Raw genomic sequence first — 10390 nt, 5'->3', positions numbered from 1 at the left:
GATCCAGATAGATCGTGGCCACGATCATGGAACGATCTTCACGTGGTCTACGCCGGACCTACCCACGCTCTCACATCATGCCCCACGCGCGCGCGAATCGGGGACCGGCCCTGCCGAGCCGCTTACCCTGAACGGCGCGTCCCGGAACCATCGGAGGGCCTGGAGCACGTCGTCGAAGTGGTCATCGTCTAGCCGTCGACACAGCGCGTAAGCATCGACCCGGGCATGTCGACTGTTGTGCAGGCTTACGAGGAGTTCGGCAATTGGCCGCGTACCGCCGCCGTCGTGTCGGCAGACTGCGAATAACCTCTGCGCCGCTTGCGCGCCTAGGTCGTCGATGAAGTCTGCCGAAAGTTCTGAAGTGTTCAATTCTGTCTGACTCATGCAAATCTACCCAGGTTTCCCACATAGCGGGGAAGCGAAGCCGCCCGTGTTGCTCACAGACAGCGCCCGATGAATCCCCGCATAGCGGGTGAAGTAACCCGTCCGTCTTGCTCACGGACAGAGTCCGATGAATCCCCGCATGGCGGGAGATGCTGCTCGAGTTCTCGAGGAGTCTATAAACTTTTTTTAGCCTTTTCTCAGCAGCTCGAACGCTTTGCGCTTCCAAATGCTGCATTTGCTCGTGCGAATCGCCGCAGGCGGTCCTGCGGTAAGAGCTCGCATTCAAGAGCACGCCAACGAATTCGACTGCAGCCATGAGTCGGCCGGCAGTTCAATCTTGGCCACCTGGTTTGAACAGCCCACACGTAAATCGCGACGATAACGCGTCTAACGTTGTTACCGTCGTTACCCTGTTACCCCTATCGTTTGCATAGACGGCCCCCACTTAGGACGCCATCGGCGATTGGTTGCACAGGAACGCTGCCGGTGCCGGCAGTCATCGACAAATCCGATTCGAATTACTTTCTACGGCTGCAGATTGGCATCAGCTCGGGGCCGACTGGCCCCGCTCCTGTGGTCACTCAGTCAGTGTATCGCTGATGCCACCAGGCTGGCGCCTGCCGGCATTAGGTGGCCTCTTCTGCTGCGCAAAGAGCGACTTGAGCGCCTCCAACGCGTGGATGACGGCGACGTGCTTATTGCTGCCAGTGCGCACGAGGTCGAACGTTTCGTCGCCGCGGCCCCACATCTGTGTAGCGCGCGCGAAGCGCTCTGAAAACAGTGATTTGCCATCTTTGGTTACCGTCAGCACGCCGTGGCGTTGACGGCCCACCCATTGCCAGGTGAGCTGCAGCTGGAGGTCGTTGCTCGCTGCGAGGCGCCTGAGTCTGTCGACAGACATGCGTGCCGGAATCACAGGTGTATCCGAAGTCATGGGGTTGTCTCGAACGAATGTTGTCATCACGGGGCAGCGTGCCTGCCCCTGCGGAAATTAGTAGCTCGCTCCTGAGCGCAATTTTTGCGCGTAGGCTCCGGCGCTAGCGAGAACTCGGCCTGCATGCGAGCGGGGACCGGTGCAACGCGTGTCGACAAATCCGAAGAACTTTTCGGCGCTCTTTGCGCCAGATTCATCGTAAGTGCGAACCCAGACTCGGGCTGCGCGAATCCATCTAGTGCCAACCAAACCGCCGAGGTGATATGCGTCCGACGAACTCGCTGCGCGCACTTCGACCAAAGTACCGGACTTCTTCTGTTCTTGCGTATTCATTGCATGTGCTCCAAGGGAAAGGTTCGTTGCAGCGCAGCGTTTTGGGCTGCTCCACCTCGTATAGCCACACAACCCCAGTTGCCTCCAGCGAACTCCAGCTTTTTAGCTGTTTTAAGACGTCTTATTGAAATTGACCTCGATATGCCATTGATTTGATTACGGTAAAAATATTTTTAAGCGCATCACCGCATCGGCTTTGCCCGCCGCACCCGCGCTCTCCGACCTCATTGCTTCCAAGACCAGTGCGCGCAAGCAACCCGGTCCATCGCTCGGCGCAAGCGCACGAAACTGGCGTCAGTAATCCCCGCGTCTCCTGCCGCAACTTCGATGTCGGTGATGACATCTGGCTGCAGAATAGATAACAGTTCAAGCTTCGCGTCCGATATAAGGGAGCGCTAACTAACTTGGCGTGCCGGCAGGTGGAGGGGCGGAGAATTCATTGCCAGTGAAGCAATGCCGTTTAAATGCACATGTCGCACGACCGGCGCATCTGCTCGCACGGCTCCCTGTATTCAGACGAGAGTGCGCCGATTGGTCGCATGTAAGGGTCTTCTCGCGTCGTAGCGAAAGCGAGGAGGCGCGAGCGAAGAAGCTCCTTTCGTCAGGCCGCTATCGCGAAGAATTTCTTGCAGCAGTCAACCGACGCTCGAGCTCCGAAAGGACGTCGTCCGCACTGAAATATTCGTTGTCGCGACTTGCCCGTTTCCCTGAAGCGACGCCTCTCGAGATAAGTCCATCTTGGACTCGGCGTCGCGCGATGCCCTCGCGCAGCGCCGATTCCATGAATTCAGGGAGTGATTCGTTTTTGCGGAGCACACCCTCGGCTGCCATCCGGAGTTCCGGGTCGACATGAAGTGTCAGGATGGTCGTCGTCATGGGGCTTCGCCTCACAAATTTCGTGGAAGACATTTTGGTCGCAACGCTGAGCACTTGCAACGCTTCCGCTCGCGCGGGGCTCCGCCGCTATGAACCAGATGCTGGCAATCACGTGTGTCTCGGCGTTGTTGGCCGCGGCTCCGCCGGCCGTCTTTCCGCTTCACAGATGAGTTCGCGACCCCGGGAAGCGCAAAAATTTGTCATCACGTCGTCATGGAACGATTCTCGACCGTCCGTCCTCGCAATTCGGTTTATCGCAACAAAAGCCACTCGACCGCCCCGGCTGGATAGTCCTCCGGCCACTCTCTCTTGCCAGCAATTCCACCGCAGCACGCACCCGCAGCACCCGCAACGCCGTCTCCTCATCGCCCGCGCCCACGCTCCCTGCCCTCATTGTTTCCAACAGCGACTGCGCGCAAGCAACCCGGCCCATCGCCCGGCGTAAGCGCACGAAGCTGGAGTCAGAAATCTGCAGGTCTCTTGACGCCACTTCGATTTCGGTCATCGCGTCAGTCAGGACGTACGCGAGCAGGTCGGCGAGACGCTTCTCGGTGTGAGTGAGCGCCAACTTTCGACCGAATTCGTTGTCGTTAGGATTGAGTGTTTCCATGACCGTCAACGCCTCCTGGCATGAACTTGCTGGACGACACGGAATTCAACACATCGTTTGCGGAAATGGTGGCTTCGCGAGCCAGAACCCGTGGGACGTAGGACCGGTCGCCGCGTCCACGTGGTCGTAGCAAGGCACAGCTCAACCGACGTAACTGGGATAGCGCCCGCTCAATCGCTGCTGGCCCCACCGCAGTCGTCGCTGGCTCATCAACGGAAGCTGTAGTATTGCGGCACGGTTTCTCGGCAGACACGGCGGGAATCGCGCGAGAAAGCGTGCGCTGCGAGTTCGGTCACCGAAGAACACGGTAAGGGCAATCAATGAATCGCTACGAGACTATCGCGAAGAATCTGGCAACGCAAATCCGGGAAGGTCTTCTTCCCGCCGGAGCCAAGCTTCCGTCGCTTCGCCACCTCATCGCGCAGTACGGCGTGAGCCAGTCGACGGTATTTCGCGCCTACTCGCTCCTTGAGCAGTGGGGTCTCGTGCGCGCCGAGGAGCGTGTTGGGTATTTCGTCACTCAGGGCGCCACTGTGAACGAGACGGTTCGAGCAGAAGGACTCGCAGCGGAACCAAGGAAGGTAGACATCAGCGATTTGGTGTTCTCCGTGCTCGAATCAGCCCGGCATGCGGACATTGTGCCGTTGGGTTCAGCGTTCCCCGCTCCACAGCTCTTTCCATCTGCACGGCTTCTGAAGTCACTGGTTTCCGGCACCCGGTCGCTCACCCCATGGAACACGGTGGAAGACCTGCCGCCCGGTAACGACCATCTCCGTCAGCAAATCAGTCTTCGGTACGTTGGAACGGGCATGTCCGTGTCGCCAAACGAGATTCTCGTTACAAATGGCGCCCTCGAAGCGTTGAATCTATGTCTGATGGCCGTCACCCGGCCTGGAGACCTTGTAGCCGTGGAGTCCCCGGGTTTTTACGCCGCCCTGCAAGCAATAGAGCGGCTCGACCTTCGAGCTATAGAGATACCTGTCGACCCGGTATCCGGCCTTGACCTCGAAGCGTTACAAGGTGCGCTTGACCAGCACCCCATTCGAGCGTGCTGGTTCATGCCCAACTTCCAGAATCCGACCGGCACGTCCTTGTCGGCCGACAAGAAGCGCGCTCTGGTCGAACTACTGCGTGGACGCGAAGTACCGCTCATCGAAGACGACGTCTACCAGGAGCTTCATTTCAGCCGCGACCGTCCGCTGCCGGCCAAAGCGTTCGATACACAGGGGCTTGTCATGCACTGCAGTTCATTTTCAAAAACACTCGCGCCCGGCTATCGAGTCGGGTGGACGGCGGCTGGCCGATTCGCTGACAAAGTCAGACGGCTGAAGCTGATGACAACACTTTCTGCGTGCATTCCCGCGCAAGCAGGCGTTGCCGACTATCTGCAGCACGGAGGATACGACAGACACTTGCGCTCGCTGCGTTCGTCGCTTCAGTCGCAGCTCGAGCGAATGGAGACGGCACTGCATAAGTGGCTGCCGAGTACCGTTAGGTGGGTGCGTCCGACTGGTGGCTACATGCTGTGGCTACAGCTCCCGCAGTCTGTCAAAGCAATGGAGCTTCACGCGTTGGCGAGCGCGCGCGGTATCAGCATCGCTCCGGGGCCAATTTTCTCACCGACGCACGGCTTCCAAGACTGCATGCGGCTCAATTTCGGCCATCCTTGGGACGAGCGCTTCGAAAACGCGATTCGCGGAGTCGCCGAAATCCTCGACGACCCTTCCATTCACGGCTAGTGTCACCAGTGCAGCGTCAACGGCCGGGTCTACGTCGCGAGGCGCTCTGCGGCGCTTTTGTCTTGTCCAATCCGCGTGCATGAGCGCGCTTGCAATCAGAATCCTTGCATCGAACTTGTGACGTCGGCAGTCAAATGTACGGCTCCAAAGATAAGCAAGCCAATCATCAAGGCGAGCGCGATTGCGACAAACGGCAGCAGCACCATGTTGACATTCGCCAAATCCGCCTCATGAGCAGCGCGTTTGCGTACCCCAAAAAAGCCGGCCAACACCATGCAAACCATGCGGAAAAGTTCCACGATTTCTCTCCAAAAAATCCATCTCATGCTTAATAGTCTCGTCTAGCTCTCGGAATTAGAAGAAGCAGTTCTCGCCGATTCGAGGTAAGCAGGAACTGAGGGTGCAGTGGAAATGTGAACAGAGTTGGACCTGCGTTGCTGACGGCGACGCTCGCGCCCGCTGCTATCGCGACTGGCACCTATTCCCAGTTTTGGAATTCGTCTGAGGCGCGTGCGACCGCCCCCATCCCAGAAGCGGGCCAATCCACCCTTGGAAGATGCGGCATGTTCCCGGGAGTAATAACTCTTCGATGGGCCCCGGAGCGCTGGGTTCTTGGTTCTCAACCATCACACGGAGCAGTTGCAGGTCCTGACGAAGTACCGCGCACGCGGTGCGCCGACATTGGTAATGTCGTGTTACGAATCTCGCACCCCCGTTTCACATGTGTCCGACGCCCCCTCCTACACTCCGAGCCGTAGTCACTGACATTGCACTCAATGTGCGAGGAGTAGCGAAGATGAACAAGAAAATTCTCGGCGCAGCGCTCGGTCTGGCAGTACTGGCAGCATCAACGGCAGCATCGGCACACGTCGACGTCGCCATTGGATTGGGCATCCCCGGAGCCGTGTATGCGCCTGCAGAACCAGTGTACGCACCGCCACCTCCCGTCGTGTATGCTCCCGCACCTGTCGCCGTCGCGTACGGCGGTGGCGACGACTGGCGAGCCCGTGAATGGCGCGAACGTCGCGAGTGGCGTGAACGTGAATGGCGCCGCCAGGAATGGCGTGAGCACGAGTGGCGCGAGCATCATGATTGGCGCGGGTATTGAAACGACGCTGGCCATCGCAACGTCAGGCAACACAGCGCAATAAACGTCGTCAGCTTGGTGTACCCGGTGGAACCACAAAATCGCTGGTCCACCGGGCATCTGACAACTACGATTAGGTCGTCAACTCGGCGCCAGACTCGACTGTGGCCACCGGAGCGGGCACGGCCACGCTCTTGCGCGGCGCTTTTTTCGCCGGCGCTTTCTTGGCCGACACCTTCGCGCTCACGGCCTTCTTGGCAGCAGTTTTCTTCGCCGTCGGGGCCTTCTTCGCAACAGCTTTCGTGACCGCCGGTTTCGCATCGCCCACCGCCGCAGCGCCGCCAATCAAGAACTTCGACCGGTCTTTGGCACCAGCCAACCACGCCGGCGCACGCCCGCGTCCACTCCACGTCGCGCCCGATTTCGGGTCACGGTACATCGCCGGTTGCGGGCCTTTCCGCTGCGCCTTGCCCGCAGTTGCACCGACTGACTTCGACGCCGTCTTCTTGACCGCAGTCTTGGCCTTGCTCACCTTTGCCGCGCCTGCAGCGACGACTGCATCAGCGCCATCCTGAACCAGGAATTTGCTACGGTCCTTCGCGTTCGCAATCCAGCCCGGAGCCCTACCGTGCCCGGACCAAGTCGCACCGGTTTTCGGGTCCTGATACTTCGCCGCAGAAGAAGCCTTCGTGACGACCGCAGCCTTTGTCCCGGGCTTCGGTCCGCGTTTCTTGCCGCCAGCGTGGGCATCGATGTCGGCTGTCGTCAGTCCGTGCTTTGACATCAACGCGCGAATCTTCTCAAGTACACCACTCGATTGCTTCGCAACGAGTGCCTCTGCTTGTGCCTGCAACTTCATGATTTGTGCCTGTACCTTTTCGAGTGTAGCCATGGTTTCCCCCTTTGATGGCAGTCGCCGCACTATGCCACGGGATGCCCGAGCAACGCCAGCATCTCACTCGGCGTAGCTGAACAACCACTTGCCGGCAGGTCTCGCGGTAAGGCTTTTCCGTTCCACCATCTGCTCATCCGATATCCTCTCACGGTCGACGAACTCGATGACGAGTTGATGAGCGGATTGCCGCTATCGGGTGCAGCGTAACCCCTCACCGCCCGATTCATTGAATGTGAATCCCCGAATCACTCGCCTGAATTTGACTGTTTGCCGACGGAAGTAAGCGCAACGACGTCGACCAACCTGTCGGCATCAAAATCCGGCCACCGCTTGACGGTGGCCGGAAGTTTGCAATCAGGTGCGCACGTTCAATTCATCCTTCTCACCGGCTTGTCGCACGCATCACGATGCTTAGGCTGGTGAGCCGAAGTTCACAGCAAAGCCGGTGTTTATTCGTGTGGTAAGGACATCAAAGCTCACTCAACCATTCGTCGAATTCAAGCTCGGGAATCGTCTCCAGCACTTCCGTCAATTCCGCGTCGCCACCCTCGATGAAGTGGCACAACCGTTCCGACACCTGCCTTGCGGCCCGCATTTCCTCGCCGGACTTCAGTCCGAAATCCGCCTCGTAGCGCTGACGCTCATCGGATGAAAGCCCGTCCAACATCAGATGCGCATCGCCGAAGTACGTTTCGTCAGCGTGATTCACCACGGTTTGTCCGAAAAACCGCAGGCCTGTATCAGCCTCGCCGTTGACCGCTCTTGCGAACCAGATGGCGTGGAAGCGCCCCTGCACTGGCGTTGCCGAAGTGGTCAGTCGAGTAATCTTGTACATGCATTTCCTTTTCAGTAGGTCGTTTCACGCAAGCGGTTCCCCTGCGTACTCTAGGTCCGTTAACTCCGGACCCACCGTAATTTCCTCTCGTATGCCCGACGGCGCCACCGAACATTCGCGCTAGGATAACCGGTATAGCAAGCGCTGAAAACTCACCCCCCGCCAGCTAAAATTTCAGATAGCCGAATTCTTAAAAATTCTGTTTCGCCTTCCTCTATGTATCGTTTCTCGCGCGGCCATCCGACCCAAGGCGCGCTCGAAGCGTGCGACGGGGAACCCGGAATGAAACGACCGGTACACCGCCACACTGCGCGTGCCGTTTCGCGATGTGTCGCTGGCATGTCGAACTCGGCTTGAGAGAGAAGTCGGATTTCGTCCTTTTACGGGAAGGCCTTCCGCTTGTTCCTCAAGGAGCTCGCTTCCTTATTCTTTATAGGAAAAGGGGCTCCTTTAATATCCAGAAGACTCTTTTTTAGAAGCTGTAGCTAGGGCGGTTTAAATGTCGGGGCTGGCGGTAGCCGTCTTCAGCGTGCTGAAGTGCCTTTGGTCTGCGACAGTCGCAGCGCTCAGTTCAGTGCTGCGACTTCGTCGCCTACCTTCACGTTCATCGTCAGCATCGCAGCGCCTGGACCTGGGAGGTCGAATTACGGCGATGGGCGGAGAAGTTCTAGCAGCGTCAATGCCAGGACCTGGGGCCATATCCTACATACTCATCCTTGTCGTACCCGCCGCCCTGTTTTCAGGCGCGCATCAATGACCACCATTGCCATCAACGAAGCCGTCGCAGCCCTTCCGGCTTTGATTGCAGCCCACGAGTGCGGTGAGTTTCACGAGGTCGCCATTTTGCGTGATGGCCGCCCTATCGCGCGACTGGCGCCAATCGAGACGCAGCGCGATGGCGTTGCGCGGGGCATATTCGAGGTGGGAGATGGCACACCGTCTGAGGATGCCGAGGTAGTAGGGCCGTTCCAGTCTGATGACAAACCTGGCCCGCGCTAGGAAGTCCGCCGGAACAGGGTCGAAACACCCGGGGCTGTCTTTTGCGCAGCGACGCTATGCGTCGTACAGCGAACCCCAGTTTGATATCAATTGGCGCTGCCAACAGGCGACGTTGTTGGTGCGCCGCACCACATAGTTGCTCGCGCTTCAGTCGTCAGTCTGGATTGTTCACTCAATAGACAGACAGTACCTTTACGAGGAACATGAAGGCCCGCGCTCCAACGCGCCCGGGTGCCGAACGAGTGGAGGCAAACATGGGACAAGTCGACTTCAGCGCATTTGAGCACGAAGGCTGGGAGCGGGTCGCGCAGGCCTATGACGAGTATTTCGGTGATTTGACTGCCCAGTCGAACCACGCGATGCTCGAGGTGCTCGGCATTCAGCGAGGTTCGCGTTTTCTGGATGTAGCATCCGGCCCAGGCTACCTCGCTGCTGCAGCCAAGCTTCGCGGCGCGGATGTCGCTGGCGTGGATTTCTCCTTCGCGATGGTCGAAAAGGCGAAGCGCGTTTTTCCGGGGCTTGAGTTTCGCATCGGCGACGCCGAGGATTTGCCCTTCCCCGACGAAAGCTTCAACGCAGTGGGCATCAGTTTCGGCATGCTGCATTTTCCGCACCCCGAGCGCGCACTCGCGGAGGCGTTTCGTGTGCTGCAACCTGGCGGCAGAATCGCCTTTACGGTCTGGGCAACACCGGACAAGGCAGTCGGCTTCGGGATGGTATTCAAGGCAATCGAGAAGCACGGGACGACCGATGTGCCCGTGCCGCCGGGACCGCCCTTCTTTCGGCTCAGCGATTTGGACGAATCGAAGCGCATATTGATTGATGCGGGGTTCGTTCAATTGCATATGCGCGAGGTGGACTTGACCCTTGTGCTTCGTTTGCCGGATACACCGTTTCACGCACTCATGCGCGGTGGCGTTCGAGTCGCCGCGATGCTAAACGCCCAGACGCCGGCCGCGCTGGCGTTGATTGAACAGGCCGTGGCGCACGACGCAGAGGCATATCGGAACGACGCCGGAGAGCTGCGGATTCCCATGACCTGCGTCTTGGCTTCCGCACTCAAGGCCTAGGGCCAGCCGGTCTATACAAGCGGGTCGGTACTTCCTCGCCTTGAGTTTGCCAGCCCTGATTCTTAAACGTCCCGCATAGAGGCCCGATGACGCGCGCGACCATGAATGATTCAGCGCGTTGAAGAGTTGCGTCAATGCTGCCCTGCGTTCAATAGCATCCAAATCTGCTGCGAAGGTGTGCCACCGAGAATGCGAACGAACACCGCCCCACACTGCGAACAGATGTAGTGTTCCTCTCGTTTTGTAGCCCGCAGCGGCACAATGCCCTCGAGCGCGAGGTCGTGATGAGGAGGCTCGGCCGACGTTTTGCCGTATAGGTCAGCGCACCGTGCGCAGGGTTGAATCCAGAGGTCCATTCGCCAGTTGTCCAAAATTTCTGAGCGACACGGACTATGTCGATGCTGGTAGAACGCACGGGTTTCGAAGCGAGGAATATCTGCGACGCGGCGTCGCAAGGTAGACCATCTGGGGTAAGCGCACCATCAGCGCCCACGCCTTCAAAGTATCCGTCAGCGTAACCCGTCAGAAGTTGGAATATAGTACGAGACCAACAACGCCGCGAGAGATCAGGACGAGGTGAGCGAGATCCCGCTGCGACAGTGCGACGGCTCTCTGGATGTCAGAACGC

General features: G+C 58.7%; 11 protein-coding genes. 4 read left to right on the top strand and 7 right to left on the bottom strand.

Annotated elements, in window-relative coordinates:
* Nucleotides 1–75: 75 nt before the first annotated feature.
* From F6X42_RS46500 to F6X42_RS40590, 4 genes are all read right to left on the bottom strand, one after another.
* A complete protein-coding gene (locus tag F6X42_RS46500) occupies nucleotides 76–384 on the bottom strand; it encodes a DUF7673 family protein (protein WP_429535040.1) in 309 nt (102 codons plus the stop codon).
* Between the two features lie 577 nt (nucleotides 385–961).
* On the bottom strand, nucleotides 962–1318 hold the full coding sequence (locus F6X42_RS40600; protein WP_187639429.1) for a hypothetical protein: 357 nt from the start codon (nucleotides 1316–1318) through the stop codon (nucleotides 962–964).
* Between the two features lie 942 nt (nucleotides 1319–2260).
* Nucleotides 2261–2527 (bottom strand): YlcI/YnfO family protein, encoded by a 267-nt coding sequence (locus F6X42_RS40595; RefSeq protein WP_187639428.1) that lies wholly within the window; start codon nucleotides 2525–2527, stop codon nucleotides 2261–2263.
* Between the two features lie 211 nt (nucleotides 2528–2738).
* Entirely contained in the window at nucleotides 2739–3137 is a 399-nt protein-coding gene (locus F6X42_RS40590) for a hypothetical protein (RefSeq protein WP_187639427.1), read from the bottom strand.
* Nucleotides 3138–3457: 320 nt separating this feature from the next.
* On the opposite strand from F6X42_RS40590, the gene F6X42_RS40585 reads away from it, so the two are divergent.
* Nucleotides 3458–4876 carry an aminotransferase-like domain-containing protein gene (locus F6X42_RS40585; RefSeq protein ID WP_187639426.1) on the top strand — a complete coding sequence of 473 codons (1419 nt, stop codon included), beginning with the start codon at nucleotides 3458–3460 and terminating at the stop codon, nucleotides 4874–4876.
* 95 nt (nucleotides 4877–4971) lie between these two features.
* Here the strand turns inward: F6X42_RS40585 and F6X42_RS40580 are convergent, their stop codons facing one another.
* Nucleotides 4972–5175 (bottom strand): DUF2970 domain-containing protein, encoded by a 204-nt coding sequence (locus tag F6X42_RS40580; RefSeq protein ID WP_187639425.1) that lies wholly within the window; start codon nucleotides 5173–5175, stop codon nucleotides 4972–4974.
* 497 nt (nucleotides 5176–5672) lie between these two features.
* On the opposite strand from F6X42_RS40580, the gene F6X42_RS40575 reads away from it, so the two are divergent.
* Nucleotides 5673–5984: a hypothetical protein gene (locus F6X42_RS40575; protein WP_187639424.1), complete on the top strand. Its 312-nt coding sequence runs from the start codon at nucleotides 5673–5675 to the stop codon at nucleotides 5982–5984.
* Nucleotides 5985–6096: 112 nt separating this feature from the next.
* Here the strand turns inward: F6X42_RS40575 and F6X42_RS40570 are convergent, their stop codons facing one another.
* Together F6X42_RS40570 and F6X42_RS40565 are read right to left on the bottom strand one after the other, a co-directional pair.
* Entirely contained in the window at nucleotides 6097–6855 is a 759-nt protein-coding gene (locus F6X42_RS40570; RefSeq protein WP_187639423.1) for an H-NS family nucleoid-associated regulatory protein, read from the bottom strand.
* 472 nt (nucleotides 6856–7327) lie between these two features.
* Complete coding sequence (locus tag F6X42_RS40565; RefSeq protein WP_187639422.1) at nucleotides 7328–7693, bottom strand: hypothetical protein; 366 nt, start codon at nucleotides 7691–7693, stop codon at nucleotides 7328–7330.
* Nucleotides 7694–8446: 753 nt separating this feature from the next.
* On the opposite strand from F6X42_RS40565, the gene F6X42_RS40560 reads away from it, so the two are divergent.
* Together F6X42_RS40560 and F6X42_RS40555 are read left to right on the top strand one after the other, a co-directional pair.
* Entirely contained in the window at nucleotides 8447–8692 is a 246-nt protein-coding gene (locus F6X42_RS40560) for a type II toxin-antitoxin system Phd/YefM family antitoxin (RefSeq protein WP_187639421.1), read from the top strand.
* 254 nt (nucleotides 8693–8946) lie between these two features.
* On the top strand, nucleotides 8947–9762 hold the full coding sequence (locus F6X42_RS40555; protein WP_187639420.1) for a class I SAM-dependent methyltransferase: 816 nt from the start codon (nucleotides 8947–8949) through the stop codon (nucleotides 9760–9762).
* Nucleotides 9763–10390 lie beyond the last annotated feature (628 nt).

This window comes from Paraburkholderia podalyriae, from assembly GCF_014397785.1.
In the GTDB taxonomy this organism is placed as follows: Bacteria; Pseudomonadota; Gammaproteobacteria; order Burkholderiales; family Burkholderiaceae; genus Paraburkholderia; species Paraburkholderia podalyriae.
The sequence above is the reverse complement of the archived record's forward strand: the minus strand, read 5'-3'. Positions and strand labels throughout refer to the sequence as shown.

What these genes read in the sequence shown, in the direction of transcription:
- F6X42_RS40585 (WP_187639426.1), top strand. Translation starts at nt 3,458, where the DNA reads ATGAATCGCTACGAGACTATCGCGAAGAATCTGGCAACGCAAATCCGG.
- F6X42_RS40565 (WP_187639422.1), bottom strand. Translation starts at nt 7,693, where the DNA reads ATGTACAAGATTACTCGACTGACCACTTCGGCAACGCCAGTGCAGGGG.
- F6X42_RS40560 (WP_187639421.1), top strand. Translation starts at nt 8,447, where the DNA reads ATGACCACCATTGCCATCAACGAAGCCGTCGCAGCCCTTCCGGCTTTG.
- F6X42_RS40600 (WP_187639429.1), bottom strand. Translation starts at nt 1,318, where the DNA reads ATGACTTCGGATACACCTGTGATTCCGGCACGCATGTCTGTCGACAGA.
- F6X42_RS40595 (WP_187639428.1), bottom strand. Translation starts at nt 2,527, where the DNA reads ATGACGACGACCATCCTGACACTTCATGTCGACCCGGAACTCCGGATG.
- F6X42_RS46500 (WP_429535040.1), bottom strand. Translation starts at nt 384, where the DNA reads ATGAGTCAGACAGAATTGAACACTTCAGAACTTTCGGCAGACTTCATC.
- F6X42_RS40590 (WP_187639427.1), bottom strand. Translation starts at nt 3,137, where the DNA reads ATGGAAACACTCAATCCTAACGACAACGAATTCGGTCGAAAGTTGGCG.
- F6X42_RS40570 (WP_187639423.1), bottom strand. Translation starts at nt 6,855, where the DNA reads ATGGCTACACTCGAAAAGGTACAGGCACAAATCATGAAGTTGCAGGCA.
- F6X42_RS40575 (WP_187639424.1), top strand. Translation starts at nt 5,673, where the DNA reads ATGAACAAGAAAATTCTCGGCGCAGCGCTCGGTCTGGCAGTACTGGCA.
- F6X42_RS40555 (WP_187639420.1), top strand. Translation starts at nt 8,947, where the DNA reads ATGGGACAAGTCGACTTCAGCGCATTTGAGCACGAAGGCTGGGAGCGG.